Below are 23,559 nucleotides of genomic sequence, written 5' to 3'. Positions count from 1 at the left end.
TTCAGCGTCGGTCCCCGGGACCGCGGGGTCAACGACCACCACGACGTGCACACCAGCGTGTACGCGTCGTGGTGATCGAGGAGGTCAGACCGCCATCGGTTCCGCCGGTGCCGCCGGCGCGGGCACGATCGCGGGCGGGGTCGTGGCGTGGCGCAGGGCCCAGGCCAGGACGTAGTCGGCGATCTCCTCCCAGCCGGGAGCGGCGGGCAGGAGGTGGGGCTTGCTGCCGAACTCGACCACCTCGGTGATCGTCTTCTCGCCCTTGTAGTGCCGGGCGTTCGACCACTGGATCCTCGGCGGCATGATGTTGTCCTCGCTGCCGGCGACGAACAGCAGCGGCGCCCGGTCCTCGTTGTGGTAGTTCACCCAGGTCCCGCTGTGCCCCGGGGCCAGGTTCGCCAGGGCGCTCTCGAAGAGGATGCCGCCGGATACCGGCACGGCGTAGCGCTCGTAGAGCGCCCGGGCCTCGGCTTCGGGGAAGGTGTTGGTGAAGGCGTAGTTCCAGTGCTCGAAGTCGTAGCGGATCGCCCGGTGCCGGTTGGCCGGGTTCTTGAGCACCGGGAACGTGGCCCTGGCCTGGGTGAGCGGGATGATCGGGACGCCCTCGGTGGGCGCCGAGTTCAGCGCGACGCCGGCGGCGCCGAACCCGTGGTCGAGCAGGATCTGGGTGAACGCCCCGCCCGCCGAGTGCCCGATGATGATCGGCGGGCTCTCCAGCCCGCGCAGGACCGACTCGAAGTGCTCGACGATCGCGGGGACGGTGAGCGCCTCGACCGGCGAGGGATCGGCGTTGAGGGCTTCGACCTCGACGTCGAAGCCGGGATAGCCCGGGGCGATCACCCGATAGCCCTTGGCTTCGTAGTGGGCGATCCACTGCTCCCAGGAGCGCGGGGTCACCCAGAAGCCGTGGACGAGGACGATGGTGTCGGGGGCCGGGCGGGCGGCGTGGGTCATGACAGGGTCCCTTTCTCAGGCCGTCGCGAGGACGAGCAGGTCGTCCCAACCTGGCAGCGGGAGTCCGGGCGGAATGTCCTGTCTGTGCAGAGCGGTGGGCTGTGCGTGCGGGGTCGGGGGTGTGCTCTCTGCGCCGACGCGTCGGCCGCGGTCGTGGCCGCTCTGCGGCGGCGCGGGCGCGGCGACTCCGATCCCGCATCACCGACGTCGGCGGCGAGGCCCAGCGACGCGTCGACGCCCTGACCGACGAACTCGACCCGGCCTCGCGACGCTGGTGGCTCTGGGGCCGCCGTGAGGGGTGGGCCGATCATGATCGACATCGTTGTCGGGGGTCGCGTCTAGCGTTCGTGTTGTGAGCATCGACCTCGATCCGGTGCCCGGTGGTGTGGCCGGGTGGGAGGGTCGTGCGCCGGGATCGGTGCTGGTGGATGCGGTGGAGGGGGTCGATCCGACGTGCTTGGAGGGCGCGGAGTCGATCGCATATCTGCGTGGGTGTGCGCGGGCGCGGAATCGGGCGGCGGCGCGGTTCCTGACTGCGGTGCACGAGGCCGGGCGCGCGGAGGACGGCACGACGACCCGTCGGGGGGTGGTGGACGAGTTCTCCGGTGATGAGGTGTCGACGGCGTTGGGGTGGTCGCTGTCGATGGCGGGGCGGTGTCTGGAGTTCGCCGACGATCTGCACCGTCGTCTGGTGGAGGTGCACGCGGCGATGGCGTCGGGGGAGCTCGACGAGCCCAAGGCCCGGGTGTTCTCGGAGTGGACCCGTGACCTGGCCGACGACCACGCCCACCAGGTGTGCGAGGTGTTGTTGCCAGAGGCGCCGGGGTTGCCGGTGGGGGCGTTGATCGCGCGGTTGCAGGAGGTGGCGGGGGCGCTGGATCCGGCGTGGGCGGCGCGCCGGGAGCGGGCGGCGGAGAAACGGCTGCGGGTGGTCGCGTCGCGGAATCCGTCGGGCACGGCGAACGTGTCGGGGTGTGATCTGCCGATGACCAGTGGTGTGGCGATCATGGCGCGGGTGGATGCGCTGGCGGTGGCGGTGCGCCGCGGTGGTGTGACGCGGCGGATGGCGTGGCTGCGGGGGCGGGTGTTCGAGCGGCTGCTGGATGGCTTCGCGGCGGGGTTGACCGACGCCCAGCTGGTGCCCCTGCTGATCGCCGAGCTCGGCGCCGAGCCCACCGATGACACCGACGCCCCCGCTCCCGTGGGAGGCGACGGTGGCCCGGGTGGCGACGGTGGCCCCGATGACGGTGGCCCCGATGACGCCGGTGACCCCGTTGGTGACGGCGACCTCGGTGGCCCCGGTGACGGTGATGGTCCCGATGACGGTGACACTGATGACGGTGGTGGCCCCGACGACGGCGGGCCCGATGACGGTGGCCCCAGCGACGGTGGGCCCGATCGCGACGGCGGCCCCGATGGCGACGACGGGCCAGGTGACGACGGTGGTGGCCCCGATGACGGTGACCCCGACGGAGGCGGCGCCAGTCCCAGCGACAGCGGCTCCGATGAGCGTGGGGCCGCCGCCGATGCGCCCCCGGGCGATGCGCCCGGCGGGCGTGTCGCGGGCGACGACCCTGCCGCAGCCGCAGCCGACCAGGGACCCGGCCACGGAGGCCGCGGTGGTGACGACGCCGGGGGCGGCGAGCTGATCACAGGCCCGGACCCGCGGGCGGGTGTGGTGCGGGAAGGGATCGTGGAGGTCCGGCTGCGGCTCTCGACCGCCCTGGGACTCGACGACATGCCGGCCCAAGTCCCGGGATGGGGCACGGTCCTCGCCGGCACCGCCCGCGACCTGCTCGAACGCCACCGCCACAGCGAGTGGCGGATGGTGATCACCAACGACGACGGCCGCCTGCGGCAGGTCCTGCTCCCACGCCGCCGCCCACGAACGGTCGATCGACCAGCCGGCCCCCACCGGCCCGAAGACCGGCGGGGGACAAGCCGCAACGCCATTGTCGAGCTCCAAGCTCCGGCAACGCTGCTGGCCGCCCTCACCCCCGACGACCACGGCGCTTGGGCCCCGATGCTGCACGAACTCCAACGCCGACTCGCCGCAGGCAAGCCACCCGACCAGCCACCCGGCAGCCCGCCCGGCAGTCCACCCGACCGCGCCGCGACCCCGGCGCAGGCGCGGCGGCGACGCCCCGGCGCCGAGGTCGACCGGTGGGTCCGGGTCCGGGATCGCCACTGCGTGGCCCCGGGCTGCCGGCGCCCCGCCTACGCCAGCGACCTCGACCACACCCTCGACCACGCCCTCGGCGGCCCGAGCCTGTCCTGGAACTGCGGGGTCTGGTGCCGCCACCACCACCGCACCAAACACGAAGGCGGCTGGCGGGTCACCCAACCCTCCCCGGGCCGGTTCCACATCACCACCCGCGCCGGCGCCCACCACGTCGTCGAACCACCCCGCATCACCGAACCGCTCCCCGCGCCCCAGCCCGGCGACGAGCCCCGGCCGCTGCCCGCCCACGAAGCCTTCGACCCCCCAGACGACGAGGACGACGACGACGGCCACCCCGACGACCTCGCACCCTCGCCTCCACCGGAGACAGCCGGGTCGACGACAGACACGGCACACCGCCGCGGGCAGGCCCTCATCGACCCCCCCCCACCCTTCTGAGGTGGGCCGCACGGCGACGGCACCGGCGAGCGAGCACAGTGACGCCGTGCGCGGACGCCGTCGGGTGTGGACGTGGGCGCGGCGGGTCGGCCTGACCCTCCTGGTGCTCGTCGTGCTGGTCTTCGCCGTCTCCGGGGCCTACCTGGGCTGGGACCGCCTGAGCCCGGAGCAGCTCGACGTCGCGCCGCCGGGGTTCGACGTCGACGCCGCCGGGGTCCGAACGCACGTCGAGCACTGGCCCGCGGTGCGACCGTCCGGCAAGGCGCCGCTGGTGCTGGTGCCGGGCTTCGCGGAGTCGACCTACGTCTGGTCGCGGGTCGCGCCGCTGCTCGCCGCGAACCGGGACGTCTACGCCTACGACGTGCGCGGCTACGGGTTCACCGATCGCGTCCCGCCCTACGACCTCGCGTCCGACACCGACCAGCTCGGCGGCCTCGTCGCGGCACTCGGGCTCGAGCGCCCGATCGTCGTCGGGCACTCGTCGGGCGTCGCGATCGCCCTGTCGCTGGCGCTGCGCGCGCCGGAGAGCGTCACCGGCGTCGTCGCGGCCAACGGGGACGGCACCCCGTACTTCGGGGCCGACCGCACGAGCTCGGGCGGCGGGGCCCGCTGGGTGCTCGTCGACCCGGTCGCGCCCGCGATCGTCACCGCGGCGATGCGGCACCGCGCCCCGATCCGCTCGATCGTCGCCGCGCAGTGCGGGCCCGGGTGCCCGGTCGACGACGCGGCGGTCGACCGGTGGCGCGCTCCGTTCCTGCTCCCGGGGGCCGTCGACGCGCTGACGAGCATCCTGCGACAGCCGCTCATCGGCCTCACCGACGCGCAGGAGACGACGGTCGCCGTCCCCACCGCGATCCTCTATACGAGCGAGGACGGCAGCTTCACCCGGGAGCAGGCGCAGGCCACCGCCGCGCGCCTGCGCACCTCCCTGATCGCCGGGCTCCCCGGCGCCCGCCACCTGGCCCTGCTCGGCGAACCGGACCGCTTCGCCGCGGCGCTGACGCCGTTGCTCGACGGGCTCGACCGGCGCTGAGACCCGCGCTGAGCCGGCGATTGACGAGGGTGATGAGTCGCGGTTCAGATGGCCCCGTGACCCTCGTCGACGAGACCCCGTTCTCCCGTCCGCGCCCGATCCCCGACGACAACCTGATCCCGGATCTCCACGGGGTCGACGCCTTCGCCGGCGACGCGATCGCGTCCGGGGTCGTCGAGCGGTACGCGCCGTGGGCCCGCGAGCGCGCCTCCACCCTCGGGTCGCGCGTCTGGGACCCGGAGGTGCTCGAGACCGCGCGCAAGGCCCAGCGCCACACCCCGGAGCTGCGCCCGCTGGACCGGCTGGGCCGCGAGGTCTTCGACGTCGACTTCCACCCGAGCTACCACGACCTGATGTCCCTGGCGTTCGGCTCCGGGGTGCACTCGCTGGCGTGGACCGCCGGCGAGCCGGGGGCGCACTCGGCGCGGGCGGTGCTGTCGTACCTCTGGAACCAGGTCGACGGCTCCACCGCCTGCCCGACGGGCATGGCCTACGCGTCCATCCCGATCCTGCGCAGCAGGCCCGAGCTCGCGCCGTGGGCGGAGAAGGTGGTCGTCGAGGGCTACGACCCCGCGGACGTGCCGGTCACCGCGAAGTCCGCGGCCACCATCGGCTACTTCATGACCGAGAAGCACGGCGGCTCCGACCTGCGGGCCAACGTCACCGTCGCCCGCCCGGTCGGCCGGCGCGGGACGGGGGAGACCTACCTGGTCAACGGGCACAAGTGGTTCGCCTCGGTCCCGATGGCCGACTGCTACCTGACCGTCGCGCAGACCGAGGGCGGGGTGTCGTGCCTGCTCATCCCGCGGCGGCGCGCCGACGGGAGCCTCAACGGCATCCGGGTCAACCGGCTCAAGGACAAGCTCGGCAACCGCGCCAACGCCTCCTCGGAGATCGAGTACCACGACGCCGAGGCCATCCTGGTCGGCGAGGAGGGCAAGGGCGTGCGGACGATCCTGTCCTCGGCCGAGTACACCCGGCTGGACTTCGCGATCGGCTCCGCGGGCCTGATGCGCGCGGCGCTCTCGCAGGCCCTGCACTTCAACGACCACCGCACCGCCTTCGGCGCCCCGCTCTCGCAGCTGCCGATCCAGGCCCCGGTGCTCGCCGACCTGGCCCTGGAGTGGGCGGGGGCGGCGCACCTCGGGTTCCGCGTGGCGCGCGCCGAGGACCACCAGGACTCCCATGATCAGGTGTCCGAGCAGCTCGTGAGTCGCCTGCTCACACCCGTCGCCAAGTTCTGGAACTGCCGGCGGGTCTCCGGGGTCACCGAGGAGGTCATCCAGTCCATCGGCGGCAACGCCTACATCGAGGAGCACCCGCTGCCGCGCTATTACCGCGAGGCGCCGCTCAACGCGATCTGGGAGGGCACCTCGAACATGATGGTCATGGACGTCGGGCGCGTCCTGGCCCGCGAGCCGAAGGCCCTCGAGCCGGTGCTCGACGACATCCGGCCCGCCGCGGCCGAGCACCCGCTGCTCGCCGGTGCCCTCGCCGACATCGAGGAGCTGGTGAACGAGCCCGAGGACACCACGCGCTACCTGGTCACGCGGCTCGCGCTCGCGGCGCAGGCCGCGCTGCTCGTCGAGCACGCGCCCACCGCCGTCGCCGACGCGTTCGTCACCTCACGGCTCGGCACCGGCTGGGGCCCGGGCTACGGGACGCTGCGCGGCGTCGACTTCGAGGCGATCATCGATCACGCCCGCCTGGGCTGATCGCCGGCACCTCGGTGACGAGGATGCGGGACGACCGCCGGGCCTGGACCTCGGCGAGCTTGTCGATACCTTCGAACTCGTTGCAGAGCAGGAACAGGTGCCGGCCCTCCGGGCCGCCGAGGACGCACGAGAAGCAGGGAAGCTCGGTGTCGATCCGGTGGGTGATCTCCCCGCCGTCGAGCACGCGGACGCAGGCCCCGCCGGGGGCGTCCGGCTGCTGGGAGTGGGCGAAGGTGTCGGCGGTCTGGGCCCAGACCGCCCCCTCGGCGTCGACGGTGATGCCGTCGGGACCGAGCCCGTCGGCCCACACGCGGCGGCCGGTGAGGCTGCCGTCGTCGCCGATGTCGAACGCCGACAGCCGGCCCGCGAACGACTCGGAGACCACGAGCGTGCCGCCGTCCGGGGTCACGACCATGCCGTTGGGGAACTGGATGTCCTCGGCGACCCGTCGGGACGACCCGTCCGGCGCGAGGAGGTCGATCCAGCCGGGCTCCGGGGCCGCGCCGCCGGCGAAGTCGAAGTCGGCGCCGTTGACGTAGACGTGGCCGCGCGGGTCGACGACGACCTCGTTGGCGCCGTGGTCGCGCAGCGTCGCCGCCGGGCCGCCCGGCTCGCGCAGGGTGACCGACTCGCCGGTGGTGACCAGGCGGCCGTCGGGCAGCCAGTCGATCGACCAGCCCATGGAGGCCGGACCGGGAGCCATCACCTCGGCGTGGCCGTCGAGGTCGACGGCCACGACCTCGCCCACGCCCCAGTGCGCGAACCAGAGCCGCCCGTCGTGCCAGCGGGCGGACTCCACCATCGCCAGGCCGGTCAGCAGCGTGCGGGCGGGTGGCAGGTACTCGATGTCGATGCTCATGTCTCCCCACGAACGGACCCGGGCGGGATCGACAGATCGGACGGTACCGATCGATCGAGCCGTTCCCGACCGCACGGTGAGCTGGACGGTGAGCTGGACGGTGAGCTGGACGGTGAGCTGGCCCCGACGACCGCCATCGACGACAGTGACCCCGTGCGGACGCGGCGGGACGAGCCGACCGAGGGCGGCTCCCGCGGCGGGATCGCGGCCATCGGGGTGGTCGGCGGGGCCGTCGGTGGCCTGATCGGGGGCGGCGGCGGGGTGCTGTTCGTCGCGGGGCTCGACCGCTTCACGGCGATGTCCCGGGCCCGCGTGCACGGCACGTCGACGATCGCGAACATCGGCATCTGCGTGGCCGGCTCGGCCGCCTACGCGCTCGGCGGCGGCGCGGTCGACCTGCGGGTCGGCACCGGGATGATGGTCGGCGGCACCCTCGGCGGCCTCATCGGGCCCCGCCTCCTGGCCCGCGCGTCCGAGCGGCTGCTGCGGGTCCTGCTGATCGTGATCCTGGTGCTGACCGCCGCCAAGTTCTCGGTCGACGCGCTCGGGCTGCCGCTGCTGACCCACGCCCTCCTGCCGGCCGGTCTGCTCGCCGACCTGTGGTTCGTCGTCCCGGCGACCGTCGTCGTCGGGACCGTGATCGGCGCCTGGTCGGGGGCGATGGGCCTCGGCGGTGGGCTGCTCGCCGTCCCGGCGATGGTGCTGCTGTTCGGGGTCGAGCTGCACGTCGCCGCCGGGACGTCGTTGCTGATGTTCATCCCCAACTCGATCGTCGGGTCCTGGGTGCACATCCGCCAGGGCACGGCGTCCGCCCGCTGGGGCTGGCTGCTGGGGCTGACGTCGGCGCCCGGGGTCGTCGCCGGAGCGCTGCTGGGCCTGGCGCTGGACACGGTGGTGCTCGGTCTGGTCTTCGCGACCGTCGCGCTGCTCCTGGCGGTCCGCGAGACCGTGGCCCTGATCCGCCGCCCGGCTACCGCTCGTGCCAGCTGACCGCGAGGGCCGCGGCCAGCACGAGCAGCACGCCGATGCCCGCCACCGAGTGGAGCCCGAAGCGTGACGCCTCGTCGCGGAACCTCGCCTCGGTGAGGAGCAGCACGAGGACGAGGGTCATGAACCCCGCGGATCCCGCGAGCACCGCGACCAGGGTCGTCGCCGCCTTGCGGGCGCTGTGCAGCCCGATCCGCAGCAGCGCCACCGAGTAGAAGACCGCGGCGGACGACAGCGCGCCGGCACCGACGAACCCGACGGCGTTGAGCGCCATCAGCGGGCTCGCCGTCGCGGCACCGGCCAGCGCGGCGAGGGCGGCGGCCGATCCGAGGACGGCGACCGTCCCGTGCACCAGGATCGCCATGTTGGGCGGCACCGGACGAAACTAGACACCGGCCGGTACGGGGTTCGACGACGGGGGGAAGACGACGTGCTGCGCAGCCAGGCGGCGATCACCGGCGCTGTCGCGGGGGGCGGCGCGCTCGGTGCCCTGGCCCGGTGGGTGCTCGAGTCCGTGTGGCCCGCCCCGCCCGGTGGCTTCCCGGCGACGACGTTCGCGATCAACGTCTCCGGGTGCCTGCTCATGGGCGTGCTGGTGGTCCTCGTGACCGAGGCCCGCGAGTCCCACCCGATGGTGCGGCCGTTCCTCGGCGTCGGCGTCCTCGGCGGGTTCACGACGTTCTCCAGCTACGCCGTCGAGGCCCAGCAGCTCGTGGACGGCGCCCACCTCGGGGTGGCCGCGCTCTACCTCGCCCTGACCGTCGTCGCCGCCCTGGTGGCGGTCGTGCTCGGCCTGATGGTCACCCGCCGCGCCGTCGGCCTGGCGGCCCGCCCGTGACCGCCACCGCCGGCCTGCTGGTCGTCCTCGGCGCCGCCGTCGGCGCCCCGGCCCGCTACCTCACCGACCGGTGGCTGCAGTCCACCCACGGCACCGGCTTCCCGTGGGGGACGTTCACGGTGAACGTCGTCGCCTCGTTCGTCCTCGGGCTGGTGGCCGGGGGCAGCCCGCCCGCGGTGGCGGCGCTGGTCGGCACCGGGTTCTGCGGGGCCCTGAGCACGTGGTCCACGCTCGGGTACGAGACCGTCCGCCTCGCCGAGCAGGGCGCCTGGAGCTCGGCGGTGTTCAACGTCGTCGCCTCGGTGCTCGCCGGGCTCGGCGCCGCGGGCCTGGGGCTGGCGCTCTGAGCTACTCGCGGTGCGCCGGGTGTGCCACGAGCGCGTGCCGGGCCACCTCGTCACGGACCCAGCCCGCGATCTCGGTGACGGCCGGAGCGGTGCGCACCGACGTCAGGATCGTCGGCCGGCCCTCGCGCACCCGCGCGGCGTCGGCGGCCATCTCCCGTCGCGGGCGCCCTCGGTCGCCGAGCTCATGGCCGACGGGCAGCACGTGCTCACCCGGACGAGCCACGCTGCCCGAGTGGTCGCCATCGTATCGGCGAGTGCGGGTCAGCGCGTGCCGCGCAGCCCCAGGGTCTCGATCCACCCGGCGAGGCCGTCGAGGGCCGCCTTGGCGCCGGCCTCGGTCTCCTCGGGCGGGGTGAAGGTCCGCGCGTCGCCCTCGCCGGAGACGAACTTGCTGGCGAACGGGATCGGCACGGTGGCCGCCACCGGCACCATGCGCAGGGCGACCAGCACCGGCCAGAGCGCCTCGGTGGCCCGCGCACCCGCGGCCACGCCGCCGTAGCCGAGCAGCGCGACCGGCTTGCCCGCCCACTCCTGGTTGAGGTGGTCGAGCGCGTTCTTCAGCGCGGCGTTGTAGCTGTGGTTGTACTCGGGGTGGACGATCGCGAAGGCGTCGGCGCGGGCGATCGTGGCGCTGAACGCCTTCGTCGAGTCGAGCGTGTAGCGCGCGAACCGCGGGTGCTCCGGCTCGGCGAACATCGGCAGGTCGACGTCGGCGAGGTCGACGGTCTCGACGTCGAACCCCTCGTACTGCCGTGCGTACGACGCGAACCACTGCGCGATCGGCTCACCGACCCGCCCGGGGCGGGTGCTCGCGACGATGATCTGCAGCAGGGGGCGGGGACCGGCGTCCGTCATCGGGCTCCTTCGTGGGGCGTCGAGCGAGAGAAGTGGTTGTCGCTACAACCATTCTGCGCCCTCCGTCTCGTCCGCGGCGGTTGTGGTGGGACGCGCGTGACTGGATGATCCCCCCGTGTCTGTGGCAGCCATCACCTTCGGGCTCGTGTTCCTGGCGGAGGTGGCGGACACCAGCGGACTGGTCACCCTCGTGCTCGCCAGCCGCCTCCCGGCGCGGTGGGTGCTCGTCGGCGTCTGTGCCGGGATGCTCGTGCACGTCGGGGTCGCGATCGCGGCCGGCAGCCTCCTGGCGCTGCTGCCCGAACGGCCCCTCGAGGCCGTCCTCGCCCTGATCTTCCTCGTCGGGGCGTTCCTGATCTGGCGCGAGGGCGAGGAGGACGACGATGACGACGACGAGATCACGCTGAAGGAGACACCCCGGACGGCGTGGAGCGTGGTCGCGACCGCGTTCGGGATCACCGTGCTCTCGGAGTTCGCCGACCCGTCGCAGATCGTCGCCGCGTCGCTGGTCGCGCGGTACGGCGACCCGGTCGCCGTCGGCATCGGCGCCCTGCTCGGGCTCTGGGTCGTCTCCGCGCTCGCGGTCTGGGGCGGCGACCGCGTCCGCCGCTACATCCCGGTGAAGTGGGTGACGCGGGTGGCGGCCGCGATCATGGTCGGGCTCGCGGTGTGGACCGCGATCGACGCGATCTGGGGGTGATCCGGCGTGCTCACCTGGTTGAGGAGCTGGAAGGGCGGCGTCGCCATCTCGGCCGCCTGCCTGCTCGCGGGGCTGGTCCGGGTGGTCGCCGCCCCGCTCGACCTGCTGACCGTGGCGCTCTTCCCGCTGGCCGTCGCCTACGCGGTCGCCGCCGTCGTCGAGCGTCGGACGAGCAACGCCCGCCGGGCCGGGATACGGGTCGACGGGGCGGACCCCATGCCCTGGTCCACCCAGCCGTCCCGCCTCGCCGCCTGGCTCCGGGCGGAGCGGGGCCACGCGCATGACGGCCCGCTGATCGTCCCGGTCGCGACGTCGGCGAAGGACCGCGTGGGGGCGGTCCTCGCGATCGCGGCCGGCGTCCTCGGCCTGGTCCTGGTGTTCCAGGGCCACGACGGACGCCACGGCCACACGCCCGCGGCCCCGATCGGCCAGGTGGGCCCGGCGTCCGGGCCGTTCGACGACGGTTAGGCCCGCCGGCGGAGACCCTGCGGACCCTGCACGGTCAGCGGGGCTGGATCTCGCCCATCGGGCCGAAGCCGTCGTGGGGCGTGTCGATGTAGAGGATCTGCGGCTGCGCCGACACGAGGTCGGGCGCGGCGTCGAAGAACTGCTTCACGTAGGGCTGCTGGACGTGGGTCGCGCCGGCGTCGGCGTCGCGGAAGCCCTCGATGCAGACGTACTCGTTCTCGTCGGTGAGGCTGCGGGAGAACTTGAAGAACAGGCAGCCCTCCTCGGAGTTGACGTCCTTGGCGTAGGAGTCGGCGAGGGCCAGCCACTCGTCCGTCTTCTCGGGACGGATCGGCATGACGATGTTGATCACGATCACGGCGGGCTCCTTCGAGTCGTCGGCGGGTCATCGCCTCCGCGCATCGTCGTGAGGTGGCGCGACGACCGTCAACATCGGCTCAGGATGTGCACGCCCCCCTCAGGGCGGGGACGGGGCTCGGCGCCGCCGGCCGAGGAGCCCGAGGCCCACGTACATGCCGACGAGGGCCACGGCGAGGCCGATGACGGCGTTGACGGTGAGGGGCTCGCCCACGATCGGCACGGCGGCGAGCGCGACCGTCGCCGGCACGAGGTTGAGCAGGGCGCTCACGTGCACCGTCGAGCGCCACTGCAGCAGCACGAACATGAGTGCGAACGCGCCGGCCGAGTTCACGACGCCGAGCCACAGCGACACCCACCACCCGGCCGCGTCGGTGGGCAGCCACCCCACGCCGAGGAAGGGCATCGCGGCGACGGTCACGACCAGCGACGCCGCCATCTGCACCGCGACGCTCGTGGCGACGGGCGTGTCGTCGTTGAACCGCTTCTGGTAGAGCGTGCCGGCGGCCATCGAGAGCATCCCGAGCACCGGGAGCACGACCGCCGAGCCGAGCGACCCGCCGAGCTGGTCGGACAGGACGATGTAGACCCCGCAGGCCCCGATCAGCAGGCCGACGACGGGCGCGGCCCCCAGGCGCGTGGCGAGCACCAGCGGCGTCAGCAGCCCGACCAGCAGGGGCGCCATCCCGAGGATGAGGCTGGAGACGCCGGCCGGGACGCCCTCCGCCAGGCCGGTGTAGACGAAGCTGAACTGGCCGACCTGCAGCAGCAGGGCGGTCACCACGAGGTGCACCCACGCCCGGCCGCGCGGCATCGCGGGCCGCATCACGACGACGGCGACGAGCACCACGGCCAGCGCGATGAGGAAGCGCCACAGCAGCACCGTCGGCACCGCCATGTGCGCGGTGGCGATCTTCCCGGCGAGGAACCCGGACGCGTAGATCGGCACGAACAGCACGCTGAGCACCGGGACCAGCCAGCGGAGGGGAGGTTCCGTGCTGGTGTCGCTCGGTGGCGCCACCGCGGCGTCGGCGTCACGGAGCATGACCGCCAGTCCATAGCACCGCTAACGACAACGCAAACAGTCGTGCGTCACCCCCTGGCCCTCACGGCCGGCGGGTGACGTCGTCGATCGTCAGCGTCCCCAGGTCGGTGTTGACGATGTAGACCTCCCGGCGGTCCGGGGAGGCGGCGAGCGCGACCCGGCCGGTGAACTCCTCCATGAACCAGCCGACCTGGGGCCGGAGGTCGTCGGTGTCGACGGCGGCGAGCACCGGCCGGTCGGCGGTGGCCAGGGCGAGGAACGCCCGGCGGCCGTCGCGGGAGATGGTCAGCGCCGAGACGGGACCGGGCAGCGCCACGGAGTCGACGACGGCCCCCGCGACGGGGTCGACGACGGTCAGGGCGTGCCGCGGATCCGCGCTGCCGAGGTAGACCCTCGTGCCGTCGGGCGACGCGACCGCGCTGCGTGCCGGCGCCTCGAGGGGGATCGACGTCACCGTCGAGCGGCTGGCGACGTCGACGACCTCGGCGGTCGAGCGGCGGTCGTCGACGGTGAGCAGGCGGGTGCCGTCCGCGCTCGGCGCGAGCCCGGTGGCCGTGCGGTTGAGGGTGCCCACGACACCCCGTCCCCGCAGGTCGACGACGTCGATGCCCCGGGGCGTCGGGACGAAGGCCGTCGTGCGGCGGGCGTCCACCACCGGCACGGCGACCGGGGCCCGGGGGAGGGCGACGCCCGCGACGACGGCGGAGGTGCGCATGTCGATCACGGACAGGGCGTGCCGGTCGCGGCGGGTGGTGGTGACGAACAGCTGCTCGCCCGCGGGGTCGGCGACGGCGCCCACGGTCTCGCCCTCGAGGAGGATCTCGCCCACGCGGACCCGCCGGCCGGTGTCGTACACCGAGACGAACCGGTCGCCCGCGTTGGCGATGAAGGCGTCCGCGCCGTCGGCGGAGAAGGCCACCGCGACCGGGCTGTACCCGACGGAGATCCCCTCGCCGACATAGCGGCGCACCGCGGCGATCCCCACGACGAGGAGCAGGACCGCGAGCGCGACGCCGAGGATCCGGCGGGCCCACCGGCCGGGGAGGGGCGGCGACCAGCGACGCCAGCCCCGGACGAGCCGGTTGGACGGGACGAGCCGGGTGAGGCGCGCGGTCGCCCGCGTGTGCAGGGCCGCCCTCGCCTCCGCGGCGAACGCCCCGGCGCCCGCGGGCCGGTCCCCGGGCTCCTTCGCCATGCCGCGGGCGATGACGCGGCGCAGCGCCGGCGGGATCGTGTCGTCGGTGAGGGCGGGCGGGGGCAGGCGCAGGTGGGCGTCGACGAGCGCGGACGGGTCCTCGGCGACGAAGGGCGGCGAGCCGGTGAGGCACTCGTGCAGCAGGCAGGCCAGGGAGTACACGTCGGAGCGTGCGTCCGCGGGCTCGGCCCGCAGCCGCTCCGGGGCCATGTAGGCCATGGTCCCGATCACCGAGCCCTCGGCGGTCTCCGATCCGGTGGAGCGGGCGATGCCGAAGTCGGCCAGGTGGGCGAAGTCGCCCGGCCCCACCAGCACGTTCGACGGCTTGACGTCGCGGTGGACCAGACCGGCGGCGTGGGCGGCGTCGAGCGCGGCGGCGACCTGCGTGATCAGGTCGACCGCGCGCGGGGGAGCGAGCGGGCCCTCGACCAGGACGGTGCCGAGATCCGTGCCGTCGATGAGGCGCATGTCGAGGAACAGCTGGCCGTCGATCTCGCCGAAGTCGTGCACCGGCACCACGTGCGGCTCGCGCAGGTCCGCCGCGGCCTCCGCCTCGCGCCGGAACCGGCGCCGGTAGGCCGGATCGGCGCCGAACCCGGGGTGGAGCAGCTTGAGCGCGACCCAGCGCCCGCGGCGCGTGTCCCACGCCCGGTACACCTCGCCCATCCCGCCCCTGCCCAGCACCGGGCCCAGGCGATAGGGACCCAGCTCCGTGCCCACGCACCCCAGCGTCCACCAGCGCGCGGGCCCGGACCAGCCGCCGGGGCGGGGGACCAGGTGCGCCGACCGCGCCGTCGCGGCATGGTCACGGGGCACGGCGACGAGAGGCGGGCGGACGGTGACGGAGCAGGCGGCGCAGTGGAACGGACCCGGCGGCGGGGCGTGGGTGCGGATGCAGCACGTCCTGGACGCCATGTACGTCCCGCTGGAGGAGCTCCTGGTCGACCGCGTCGCCGACGCCGCGCCCGGCCTCCCCTCGGTGCTCGACGTCGGGTGCGGCACCGGGGCCACGACCCTCGCCCTCGCGCGACGGCTCGGCCCGGGCACGGCGGTGACGGGGGTGGACGTCTCCGAGCCCATGCTGGCCGCCGCCCGCGAGCGGGTGTCGCACGCGGGCCTGGACGTGCCCTTCGTCGCCGCCGACGCGCAGCGCCACGACTTCGGTCCCGGGCCGCGGGTGGTCGCCTCCCGGTTCGGGGTGATGTTCTTCGACGACCCGCCGGCGGCGTTCGCCAACCTCCGCTTGGCGGCCTCCCCCGGCGGCGCGCTGCGCGCGATCGTCTGGCGCGACCCCGGGGAGAACCCCTTCATGACCGCGGCGCCGGAGGCGGCCGCCGGCCTGCTCGACGTGCCCCCGGCCGTGCCCGGGGTCCCGGGCCAGTTCGGCCTCGCCGACGGCGAGCGCACGGCGACGATGCTCCGCGGCGCCGGGTGGGGCGAGGTCACCGTCGAGCCGGTCGACCGCGAGTGCACCTTCCCCGCGAGCGAGCTGGAGGCCTACCTGACCCTGATGGGCCCGGTCGGCCGCGCGCTCGCCGGGCGGGAGGACGCGACCAGGGCCCGCGTCGCCGACCGCGTCCGCCCGGCCCTCGCCCCGTTCGTCCGGGAGGACGAGGTGGCCTTCACCGCCGCCTGCTGGCTGATCACGGCGACGGCCTGACAACGCTTGTCCTCGGCCCGCCCGCCCGCGACGATGCGCACGGTGACCACCGGGCAGCCGACCTACGCCGTGGTCTACGACATCGACGCCATCCTGCGGATCGCGCCGCTGCGCCGGCAGTGGGGCCGGCTGCGCGCGCTGGCGACCCGGGGCCCGCAGGACCGCCGGTCGCAGCTCGGCATGCAGCGGGTGCTGCGGACGCTGGTCGAGGGCGGGGTCGGGGGTTCCGTGTTCTTCCTGACGGCCCTGCCGATCCGGCTCGCCCGCCCGCTGCGGCGGATCCTGCGCCACGACCACTACCCGCCGGGCACGGTGCTGATGGCCGGGCGCGGCATCTTCACGGGCTGGTTCTTCGGCGCGGGCCTGGAGAGCAAGCGCGCCGTGCTCGAGCGGCTGGTGGCCCGGCACCCGGACACCACCTTCGTGCTCGTGGGCGACGACGCAGGCCACGACCCCCAGCTCTTCGCGGACTTCGCCCGCGACCACCCGGGGCGGGTCGCGGTCATCGCGCTGCGCCGGCTCGTCGACGTCGGGGACGACCGGACGTCCGCCGGCGACGAGGGCAGCCCGCCGGTCGTGGAGGCCCCGAACGGCGAGGAGCTGCTGCCCGGGCTGTGCGAGGTGCTGGGGATCGGGCCACGGCGCGGCGCGCCGCGGATCGAGGACTGGTTCCTCACGCGCGCCGAGCGCGACAACCCGGCGACCCGGCTGCGGGCGTGGACCGAGGGCAACGCCGTGCACCTGCGGGTGCACGGGAGCGCCTACTACCGCGCGCTCACCGAGCGCGTGGCGGCGACCGGCGACGGCGACCTGGTGCTGTTCGCCGGCTGGCGGGGCGACGGCGACCAGCAGCTCGGCGACGGCGGACCGACGGTCGCCGAGGTCCTCACGGGTGCGGCGCGCCGCGGGGCCCTGGTGCGCGGGCTGCTGTGGCGCTCGCACCTCGAGGTGTTCGGCTACCACGTCGCGCAGAACCGCCGGCTCGCGGCGGCGGTCCTCGCCGCGGGCGGCGAGGTGCTGCTCGACCAGCGGATCCGCCCGCTGGGCAGCCACCACCAGAAGATCGTCGTCCTCCGGCACCGCGACCCGGACGACGACGTCGCCTACGTCGGCGGCATCGACCTCGTCCTCGGCGCCCGCGACGACATCGTCCACCGGGGCGATCCGCAGTCGGCGGCGTCCGGCGACGAGTACACCCGCAGCCCCCGCCACGACGCCCAGGTCGAGCTGCGCGGACCGGTCGTCCGGGACCTGCACGACGTCATCGCCGAGCGGTGGGACGACCCGGCGCCGCTGGCCCGGCTGCCCTGGCACGTCGTCCCCGACCTCCTCCACGGCCTGCCGCGGCGGGGATCGTCGCTCCCGGACCCGGCACCGGACCCGCCGCGGGTCGGAGGGTGCGCGATCCAGATCCTGCGCACCTATCCGCAGCGGCGGCCCGCGCACCCGTTCGCCCCGGGGGGCGAGCGCAGCCTCGCCCGTGCGTTCATCAAGGTGCTGGGCCGGGCGCAGCGGCTGGTCTACGTCGAGGACCAGTACCTGTGGTCCGCCGACGTCGCGCGCGTGTTCGCCGCCGCACTGCGCCGTGCCCCGCAGCTGCACCTGATCGCCGTCGTCCCGCGTCCCGACCGCGACGACGGCCCGACCCCGGCGTCGGTCGGGCAGCGTGAGGCGATCGCGATGGTCCACGAGGCCGGCGGCGACCGCGTGCAGATCCTCGACGTCGAGAACGACGAGGCGCGCCCGGTCTACGTGCACGCGAAGATCTGCGTCGTCGACGACGTCTGGGCCACGGTCGGGAGCAACAACTTCAACACCCGGTCCTGGACCCACGACTCCGAGCTGGCGGCCGCGATCCTCGACTCCGAGCGCGACGGGCGTGCCCCCGCGGACCCGGGGGGCCTGGGCGACGGAGCCCGGGGCTTCGCCCGCCGGCTGCGCCTCGAGCTGATGCGCGAGCACCTCGAGGTGGACGACGCGGCCCTGCTCGATCCCGACGCTGCCGCGCGTACCGTGCGGGATCGGGCCGCCGCGCTCGACGCCTGGCACGCGGACGGGGCGCCCGGTGCGCGTCCGCCCGGGCGCCTCCGTCGCCACGCCCCCGGGCACGAGCAGGTCGACCAGACCTGGCGGCAGCGCTGGATCACGGGCCCCGCGTACCGCAGGGTGCTGGATCCCGACGGGCGCCCGCTGGCGGCGCGCCTGCGCCGCATCTACTGAGTCACGCCCCACCGAGGAGACCCCGTGTCCGTCCTGTCCGCCCTGGTGACCGCGACCCGCTCCGGGAGCGTCGAGGTCATCGACCTGACGACGCCGCTGCAGGAGTCGACGCCGATCCTCGAGCTGCCCGCGCCGTTCGCGAACACCTCGCGGTTCCGGCTCGAGGAGCTCTCCCGCTACGACGACCGCGGCCCCGCCTGGTACTGGAACGACATCCACACCGGCGAGCACACCGGCACCCACCTCGACGCCCCGAACCACTGGGTGACCGGCCGGGACGGCGTCGACGTCTCGCAGGCGCCGATGGGGCTGCTCGTCGCGCCGGTCGTCGTGATCGACATGAGCCGCGAGGTCGAGGGCGACCCCGACTTCCTGCTCGAGGTCGCCCACATCGAGGCCTGGCAGGCCGAGCACGGCCCGCTGCCCGAGGGCGGGTGGCTGCTCTACCGCACCGGGTGGGAGGCCCGCGGCGGGACGCAGGACGCGTTCATGAACGCCGACGAGGCCGGCCCGCACACCCCGGGGGTGTCGGCCGAGTGCGCGCGCTGGATCGCGCAGTCCTCGCCGCTGGCGGGGTTCGGCGTCGAGACCGTCGGCACCGACGCCGGCGCCGCGGGCGGCTTCGACCCGCCGTTCGCGTGCCACCACTTCCTCATGGGTGCGCACAAGTGGGGCCTGACGAGCCTGCGCAACCTCGGCCGGCTCCCCGCCACCGGCGCCGTGCTGGTGGTGTGCCCGCTGCCGATCGTCGGCGGGTCGGGGAGTCCGACGCGCGTGCTGGCGCTGGTGGAGACGTGACGGTCGCCGACCGGGTCGGCACGCTCCTGGCGGAGCTGGGCGTCGGGCACGCGTTCGGCGTCGTCGGCAGCGGCAACTTCCACGTCACCAACGCGCTGCGCGCGGCAGGCGTCCCGTACGTCGCCGCCCGCCACGAGGGCGGCGCGGCGACGATGGCCGACGCGTACGCCCGGACCTCGGGAGAGGTCGCCGTCGTCACCCTGCACCAGGGCTGCGGGCTGACCAACGCGCTGACCGGCATCGCCGAGGCGGCGAAGAGCCGCACCCCGCTGCTGGTGCTCGCCGCCGAGACCGCCGGAGCGGCCGTGCGGTCGAACTTCCGGATCGACCAGGACGCCGTGGCGCGCTCCGTCGGCGCCGTCGCGGAGCGGGTGCACTCGCCGGCCTCGGCGGCCGCGGATGTCGTCCGCGCCTACGGCACCTGCCGTGACCAGCGCCGGACCGTCGTGCTCAACCTGCCCCTCGACGTGCAGGCCGCGCCCGCGGACCCGGCGCCCGCCCCGGCGCGGACCACCTGGCGCGCGCCCCGCCCCGACCCCGGCGCGGTGGCCGCGCTCGCCGCGCTGCTCGACGGCGCGCAGCGCCCGGTGTTCATCGCCGGGCGCGGCGCACGGCACGCCCGTGCGGAGCTCGAGACGCTCGCCGACGCCTGCGGTGCGCTGCTCGCGACGTCCGCGGTGGCGCACGGGCTCTTCGCCGGCCGTCCGTGGTCGCTCGGCATCTCCGGGGGCTTCTCCACCCCACTGGCCGCCGAGCTGATCACCGGCGCCGACCTCGTCGTCGCCTGGGGCGCCTCGCTGACGATGTGGACCACCCGGCACGGGGCACTGCTCGGCGACGCGACGCTGGTGCAGGTCGACGACACGGCCGACGCGCTCGGCGCCCAGCGTCCGGTCGACCTGGGCGTGCTCGGCGACGTCGCCGCGACGGCCCGCGACGTGCGGGAGAACGTCGGCGAGTCGGTCGGCTACCGCACCGACGCCGTCGCGAGCCGCCTGCGCACCGACGGCCGGCACGCGGCGCCAGCGGACGTCGCGGGGTCGGACCGCATCGACCCGCGCACCCTGTCGGCCGCGCTCGACGCGCTGCTGCCCGCCGAGCGGACCGTCGCCGTGGACTCCGGCAACTTCATGGGTTACCCGGCCGGCTACCTCGCCGTCCCCGACGCGGCCGGCTTCTGCTTCACCCAGGCCTTCCAGTCGATCGGGCTCGGCCTCGCCACCGGTCTCGGGGCCGCGCTGGCCCGTCCGGACCGCCTCGCCGTCGCGGCGTGCGGCGACGGCGGCTTCCTCATGGGGATCGCCGAGCTCGAGACGGCCGTGCGGCTGGGGCTGGGGATGGTCGTGGTGGTGTACGACGACGCGGGGTACGGCGCCGAGTTCCACCACTTCGCCGACGCCGACCACGGGACCGTGCGCTTCCCCGACACCGACCTCGCCGCGATCGCCCGCGGTTACGGGTGCGACGCGGCCGTGGTCCGGTCGGGCGCGGACCTCGCGATCGTGGGGGAGTGGCTCGACGGCCCGCGCGACCGCCCGCTGCTGCTCGACGCGAAGGTGACCTCCGACGGCCCGTCCTGGTGGCTGGCCGAGGCGTTCCGGGGGCACTGAGCGAGCACGGCCGGTCAGCGGGCCCCGGCGCTCCACGCGTAGGGCAGGTCGGAGCCGTTGAGGACGTGGTCGCCGACGGTCTGGAGCTTGTAGATCAGCGGGTTGTGCACCGAGATCGTGCGTGCGTTGCGCCAATGGCGGTCCAGGCGCAACGACTCGGACGTGATCGAGGCCCCGCCGACCTCGAAGAGCTGCGTGGTGGCGTCGAGGACCGACGGGATGACGGCGGCCTGGGCGCGGGCGACGTCGAACTCGACGCGGTCGAGCAGGTCGGCGTCCGCGCTGTCGGTGGCGAGGATGTGCTCGAGCTGCCCGGCGATGTCGAGCACGATCGTGCGCGCCGAGTACGCGGCCGAGGAGAGCCGGCCGATCACCTGCTGCACCAGCGGGTCGTGCCGCGGGAGGTCCGCCGCGGCGTGGGTGAAGGTGCGGGTGCGGTCGCGCACCCACGCGGCGACGTCGTCGGTGGCGCGCTGGGCGATCCCGGCGAGCACCGCGAGCTGCACCAGCTGCAGGTAGGCGGTCCCGTAGGTGCGCCCGGGCGTGCCGTACCCCGGGCCGAGCACCCGGTCGCCGGGCACGGCCACGCCGTCGAACTCGGTGGTGCCGCTGGCGGTGAGGCGCTGGCCGAAGCCGTCCCAGTCGTCGTGCTGGGTCACGCCCTCGGCGTCGGCGTCGACCAGCACCGCGACCCGCTCACCGTCCTGGTCGGCGGCGACGACGATGTGGTCGGCGTAGAGGCTGCCGGTGCTGTAGTACTTGGTGCCGCTGAGGCGCAGGTCCGCGCCGTCCGGCGTCACCGTCGTGCGGTAGCGGTCGATGGCCCCGACCCCCGGCTCGCTGATGGCGTTGCCGACGAGGCGGCCGTCGGCGACCGCCCGCAGCCAGCGCTCCTGCTCGGGTCCGGGCTCGGCGAGGAGCTGCTCCTCGACGAACCACCAGTGCACCCGCAGGGCCTGCGGCAGGTTCGACTCCGCCGCGGCCAGGTTCACCAGCTGCCGGAACAGCTGGCGCACCGAGGCTCCGTAGCCGCCGAGCTCCACCGGCACGCGCAGCGCCCCGAACCGCACCTCGTTGAGGGCGGCCACCTCGTCCCGGGCCAGCGAGCGGTCCTGCTCGCGCTGCACGGCGCCCTCGGCGATCCGGGCGAACACCGGGGCGAAGGTCTCGTCGAGCTGCTCGTCGGTGGCGGGGGCGTCCGTGCTGGTCGTGGTGCTCAACGGGGTCCTTTCGACGGCGGCCGCCGACGCGCGGCGTCGTCCGCCCGGGAGGGCGCACGAGATCGCCGCGACGGGGCGTGGGGGAGGAGAGCGAGGGGCGCGGAGGCCCGGGAGCGATCGGCGTCAGGGACGACAGAGCGCGGAGGACACGCGCGCGAGGTCGATGTGCCCCCGCGTCGTCAGCCGAACCGCTGCGATCACGGACGGGACTCTAGTTCGCCCGTCCCGCGAACCCCGGAGCCGCGGGAGCGGCCGGGCGTGGGTTGATGGGGACATGACCGGATCGCCCGCGGCCGTCACGACGGCGCTCGTCCTGGACCTCGCCGGGACGTTCGCGTTCGCCCTGAACGGCGCGTTCACCGGGATCCGCTTCGCGCGGCTCGACATCGTGGGGGTGGTGACGCTCGGGATGATCACGGCCCTGGGCGGCGGCATCCTGCGCGACGTCCTGCTCGGCGCGCTGCCCCCGGCGACGTTCAGCGACTGGCGCTACCTCACGGTGGCCACCGCCGGCGGGCTGGTCGCGTTCGCGGCGGCCGGGCAGCTCGAGCGCCTCACCCTGCCGATCACGGTCTTCGACGCGCTCGGGCTGAGCCTCTTCGCGGTGACGGGGGCGACGACGGCCCTCGTCCACGGCGCGGGGACCGGGCAGGCGATCCTGCTCGGCACGATCACCGCGGCGGGCGGGGGCACGATCCGCGACGTCCTCGTGCGCCGCGTCCCCAGCGTGCTGAGCAGCGAGCTCTACGCGATCCCGGCGATGCTGGGCGCCGCGGTCGTCGTGCTGGCGGCGCGGGCGGGCGTCGGCGGCCTGGTCTGGACGCTCGTCGGCGCCGCCGTGGCCCTCGTCGTCCGCCTGGTGGGCGTCGGCTTCCGCCTCAACGCCCCCCGGCCGCCGGGCGGTGGCCCGGCCGACCGGGAGGCGGAGGGGTGAGAGGGGGAGGGGTGATCAGAAGGTGATCAGCGGCTTGATGATCCCGTCGCGCTTGTGGGTCATCATGTCGAAGGCCTCCTCGACGTCGTCGATGCCCATCTGGTGGGTCGTCATCGGCGTGGGGTCGATCTTGCCGTTGGAGAGCAGGCGCATCAGCCGCTCCATGCGCAGGCGGCCGCCGGGGCAGAGGTCGGTGACGATCTTCTTGCCGGCCATGCCCAGACCCCACGCGTCGAGCGGCATGACGACCGTCGGGCCGGACTCCCCGTGGTACCCGACGTTCGACAGCGTCCCGCCGGGACGCGTCGCGTAGAGCGCGCCCTCGAAGGTGGCCTGGTTGCCCAGCGCCTCCACCGTGGAGTCCGCCCCGCCGTTCGTCATCTCGGTGATCTGCTCGGCCACGTTGCCCGACGCCGGGTCGATCACCACGTCGGCGCCGAACTGCCGGGACATCGCCTGCCGGTTCGCCAGGCCCTCGACGGTGATCACCAACCCCGCACCCCGGAGCTTGGCGCCGAGCGTCGCGGAGAGACCCACCGCGCCCTGGGCGAAGATCGCCACGGAGCCGCCGACGGGGATGTTGGCGTTCTCGGAGCCGATGAGTCCCGTCGAGAGCATGTCGCAGGCGTAGACCGCGACCTCGTCGGCGAGGCCCTCGGGGATCGGGGCGAGGTTGTAGTCGGCGTCGTTGACGTGGAAGTACTCCGCCATGTTGCCGTCCTTCTGGACGGTGAAGCGGTAGCCGCCGAGCGGGCCGCCGCACTGCGACGTGTAGCCGGCCTGGCAGTTGTCGCACGTGCCGTCCGGGGTGACGGCGTTGACCGCGACCCGGTCGCCCACCTGCACCGACGTGACGCCCTCGCCGATCTCGTGGACCACGCCGACGCTCTCGTGCCCGAGCAGGCGTCCCTCGGGGACCGGCAGCAGGCCGGCGACGGTGTGGACGTCGGAGGTGCAGATCAGCGCCTTCGTCGTCCGGACGACCGCATCGCCGGGGCCGGCGGTGGGGATCGGACGCTCGACGAGCCCGACCTTCCCGATGCCGAGGAATGCGAGCGCCTTCATGGTGTCGGCCATCGACGACCTCCCGAGGGTCATGGTGAGGCCCACATCACACCCACGGTCGCGCCGGATGAGCAACAAA

At 74.5% G+C, this 23,559-nt stretch carries 23 protein-coding genes; 13 read left to right on the top strand and 10 right to left on the bottom strand.

Features of this window, described 5'->3' with window-relative positions:
- Positions 1-84 precede the first annotated feature (84 nt).
- Entirely contained in the window at positions 85-954 is an 870-nt protein-coding gene (locus ACQPYN_RS24385; protein ID WP_433028739.1) for an alpha/beta hydrolase, read from the bottom strand.
- A 352-nt stretch (positions 955-1,306) separates the two neighbouring features.
- Here ACQPYN_RS24385 and ACQPYN_RS24380 point away from each other — a divergent pair, with 352 nt between their 5' ends.
- The 3 genes from ACQPYN_RS24380 to ACQPYN_RS24370 are packed head-to-tail and all read left to right on the top strand — an operon-like array spanning position 1,307 to position 6,322.
- Positions 1,307-3,574 (top strand): HNH endonuclease signature motif containing protein, encoded by a 2,268-nt coding sequence (locus tag ACQPYN_RS24380; protein ID WP_433028737.1) that lies wholly within the window; start codon positions 1,307-1,309, stop codon positions 3,572-3,574.
- 46 nt (positions 3,575-3,620) lie between these two features.
- Positions 3,621-4,607, top strand: a complete 987-nt coding sequence (locus ACQPYN_RS24375) for an alpha/beta fold hydrolase (RefSeq protein WP_433028735.1) — start codon at positions 3,621-3,623, stop codon at positions 4,605-4,607.
- 56 nt (positions 4,608-4,663) lie between these two features.
- Positions 4,664-6,322 carry an acyl-CoA dehydrogenase family protein gene (locus ACQPYN_RS24370; protein ID WP_433028733.1) on the top strand — a complete coding sequence of 553 codons (1,659 nt, stop codon included), beginning with the start codon at positions 4,664-4,666 and terminating at the stop codon, positions 6,320-6,322.
- Here ACQPYN_RS24370 and ACQPYN_RS24365 read toward each other — a convergent pair.
- Positions 6,297-7,181, bottom strand: coding sequence for an SMP-30/gluconolactonase/LRE family protein (locus tag ACQPYN_RS24365; RefSeq protein ID WP_433028731.1), 885 nt, complete (start codon positions 7,179-7,181; stop codon positions 6,297-6,299). The genes ACQPYN_RS24370 and ACQPYN_RS24365 overlap by 26 nt on opposite strands.
- 153 nt (positions 7,182-7,334) lie before the next feature.
- On the opposite strand from ACQPYN_RS24365, the gene ACQPYN_RS24360 reads away from it, so the two are divergent.
- Complete coding sequence (locus ACQPYN_RS24360) at positions 7,335-8,171, top strand: sulfite exporter TauE/SafE family protein (protein WP_433028729.1); 837 nt, start codon at positions 7,335-7,337, stop codon at positions 8,169-8,171.
- Here ACQPYN_RS24360 and ACQPYN_RS24355 read toward each other — a convergent pair.
- A complete protein-coding gene (locus ACQPYN_RS24355; RefSeq protein WP_433028727.1) occupies positions 8,152-8,544 on the bottom strand; it encodes a hypothetical protein in 393 nt (130 codons plus the stop codon). The two genes, ACQPYN_RS24360 and ACQPYN_RS24355, sit on opposite strands and share 20 nt — an antisense overlap.
- Positions 8,545-8,598: 54 nt before the next feature.
- Here ACQPYN_RS24355 and crcB point away from each other — a divergent pair, with 54 nt between their 5' ends.
- A complete protein-coding gene (gene crcB / locus ACQPYN_RS24350; RefSeq protein WP_433028725.1) occupies positions 8,599-9,006 on the top strand; it encodes a fluoride efflux transporter CrcB in 408 nt (135 codons plus the stop codon).
- The gene (locus ACQPYN_RS24345; RefSeq protein WP_433028723.1) at positions 9,003-9,353 is read left to right on the top strand and encodes a fluoride efflux transporter FluC; all 351 of its coding nucleotides are present in this window, start codon (positions 9,003-9,005) and stop codon (positions 9,351-9,353) included. Before crcB ends, ACQPYN_RS24345 begins: the two co-directional genes overlap by 4 nt.
- 1 nt (position 9,354) lies before the next feature.
- Here the strand turns inward: ACQPYN_RS24345 and ACQPYN_RS24340 are convergent, their stop codons facing one another.
- Both ACQPYN_RS24340 and ACQPYN_RS24335 read right to left on the bottom strand, forming a co-directional pair.
- Positions 9,355-9,576: a hypothetical protein gene (locus ACQPYN_RS24340; RefSeq protein ID WP_433028721.1), complete on the bottom strand. Its 222-nt coding sequence runs from the start codon at positions 9,574-9,576 to the stop codon at positions 9,355-9,357.
- A gap of 38 nt (positions 9,577-9,614) precedes the next feature.
- A complete protein-coding gene (locus ACQPYN_RS24335) occupies positions 9,615-10,208 on the bottom strand; it encodes an NADPH-dependent FMN reductase (RefSeq protein WP_433028719.1) in 594 nt (197 codons plus the stop codon).
- A gap of 115 nt (positions 10,209-10,323) precedes the next feature.
- Between ACQPYN_RS24335 and ACQPYN_RS24330 the strand changes: the two genes are divergently transcribed.
- Positions 10,324-10,908, top strand: coding sequence for a TMEM165/GDT1 family protein (locus tag ACQPYN_RS24330; RefSeq protein ID WP_433028717.1), 585 nt, complete (start codon positions 10,324-10,326; stop codon positions 10,906-10,908).
- Positions 10,909-10,914: 6 nt separating this feature from the next.
- The gene (locus ACQPYN_RS24325; RefSeq protein WP_433028715.1) at positions 10,915-11,376 is read left to right on the top strand and encodes a hypothetical protein; all 462 of its coding nucleotides are present in this window, start codon (positions 10,915-10,917) and stop codon (positions 11,374-11,376) included.
- Between the two features lie 34 nt (positions 11,377-11,410).
- On the opposite strand, the gene ACQPYN_RS24320 is transcribed toward ACQPYN_RS24325, so the two are convergent.
- From ACQPYN_RS24320 to ACQPYN_RS24310, 3 genes are all read right to left on the bottom strand, one after another.
- Entirely contained in the window at positions 11,411-11,734 is a 324-nt protein-coding gene (locus ACQPYN_RS24320; protein WP_274198145.1) for a putative quinol monooxygenase, read from the bottom strand.
- A 99-nt stretch (positions 11,735-11,833) separates the two neighbouring features.
- Positions 11,834-12,778 (bottom strand): DMT family transporter, encoded by a 945-nt coding sequence (locus ACQPYN_RS24315; protein ID WP_433028712.1) that lies wholly within the window; start codon positions 12,776-12,778, stop codon positions 11,834-11,836.
- A 61-nt stretch (positions 12,779-12,839) separates the two neighbouring features.
- Positions 12,840-14,693 (bottom strand): serine/threonine-protein kinase, encoded by a 1,854-nt coding sequence (locus ACQPYN_RS24310; protein ID WP_433028710.1) that lies wholly within the window; start codon positions 14,691-14,693, stop codon positions 12,840-12,842.
- 118 nt (positions 14,694-14,811) lie between these two features.
- Here ACQPYN_RS24310 and ACQPYN_RS24305 point away from each other — a divergent pair, with 118 nt between their 5' ends.
- From ACQPYN_RS24305 to ACQPYN_RS24290, 4 genes are read left to right on the top strand one after another with little or no spacing between them, the layout of a single operon-like run.
- On the top strand, positions 14,812-15,633 hold the full coding sequence (locus ACQPYN_RS24305) for a class I SAM-dependent methyltransferase (protein ID WP_433028708.1): 822 nt from the start codon (positions 14,812-14,814) through the stop codon (positions 15,631-15,633).
- A 42-nt stretch (positions 15,634-15,675) separates the two neighbouring features.
- Positions 15,676-17,853: a phosphatase domain-containing protein gene (locus ACQPYN_RS24300; protein WP_433028706.1), complete on the top strand. Its 2,178-nt coding sequence runs from the start codon at positions 15,676-15,678 to the stop codon at positions 17,851-17,853.
- Positions 17,854-17,877: 24 nt separating this feature from the next.
- Complete coding sequence (locus ACQPYN_RS24295) at positions 17,878-18,651, top strand: cyclase family protein (protein WP_433028704.1); 774 nt, start codon at positions 17,878-17,880, stop codon at positions 18,649-18,651.
- Positions 18,648-20,261 (top strand): thiamine pyrophosphate-binding protein, encoded by a 1,614-nt coding sequence (locus ACQPYN_RS24290; RefSeq protein ID WP_433028702.1) that lies wholly within the window; start codon positions 18,648-18,650, stop codon positions 20,259-20,261. The genes ACQPYN_RS24295 and ACQPYN_RS24290 overlap by 4 nt, the downstream gene beginning before the upstream one ends.
- Positions 20,262-20,275: 14 nt before the next feature.
- Here ACQPYN_RS24290 and ACQPYN_RS24285 read toward each other — a convergent pair whose 3' ends face one another.
- Positions 20,276-21,481, bottom strand: a complete 1,206-nt coding sequence (locus tag ACQPYN_RS24285) for an acyl-CoA dehydrogenase family protein (protein WP_433028700.1) — start codon at positions 21,479-21,481, stop codon at positions 20,276-20,278.
- Positions 21,482-21,755: 274 nt separating this feature from the next.
- Here ACQPYN_RS24285 and ACQPYN_RS24280 point away from each other — a divergent pair, with 274 nt between their 5' ends.
- The gene (locus ACQPYN_RS24280; RefSeq protein WP_433028698.1) at positions 21,756-22,415 is read left to right on the top strand and encodes a trimeric intracellular cation channel family protein; all 660 of its coding nucleotides are present in this window, start codon (positions 21,756-21,758) and stop codon (positions 22,413-22,415) included.
- Positions 22,416-22,430: 15 nt separating this feature from the next.
- Here ACQPYN_RS24280 and ACQPYN_RS24275 read toward each other — a convergent pair whose 3' ends face one another.
- Positions 22,431-23,492 (bottom strand): alcohol dehydrogenase catalytic domain-containing protein, encoded by a 1,062-nt coding sequence (locus ACQPYN_RS24275; protein WP_433028695.1) that lies wholly within the window; start codon positions 23,490-23,492, stop codon positions 22,431-22,433.
- Between the last annotated feature and the right edge of the window lie 67 nt (positions 23,493-23,559).

Origin of the sequence: Actinomycetospora sp. CA-053990 (genome assembly GCF_050948445.1) — a bacterium.
Classification (GTDB): domain Bacteria; phylum Actinomycetota; class Actinomycetes; order Mycobacteriales; family Pseudonocardiaceae; genus Actinomycetospora; species Actinomycetospora callitridis.
This window is presented reverse-complemented; position numbering and strand designations above follow the sequence as displayed.

What these genes read in the sequence shown, in the direction of transcription:
- ACQPYN_RS24385 (WP_433028739.1), bottom strand. Translation starts at nt 954, where the DNA reads ATGACCCACGCCGCCCGCCCGGCCCCCGACACCATCGTCCTCGTCCAC.
- ACQPYN_RS24365 (WP_433028731.1), bottom strand. Translation starts at nt 7,181, where the DNA reads ATGAGCATCGACATCGAGTACCTGCCACCCGCCCGCACGCTGCTGACC.
- ACQPYN_RS24335 (WP_433028719.1), bottom strand. Translation starts at nt 10,208, where the DNA reads ATGACGGACGCCGGTCCCCGCCCCCTGCTGCAGATCATCGTCGCGAGC.
- ACQPYN_RS24315 (WP_433028712.1), bottom strand. Translation starts at nt 12,778, where the DNA reads ATGCTCCGTGACGCCGACGCCGCGGTGGCGCCACCGAGCGACACCAGC.
- ACQPYN_RS24280 (WP_433028698.1), top strand. Translation starts at nt 21,756, where the DNA reads ATGACCGGATCGCCCGCGGCCGTCACGACGGCGCTCGTCCTGGACCTC.
- ACQPYN_RS24275 (WP_433028695.1), bottom strand. Translation starts at nt 23,492, where the DNA reads ATGGCCGACACCATGAAGGCGCTCGCATTCCTCGGCATCGGGAAGGTC.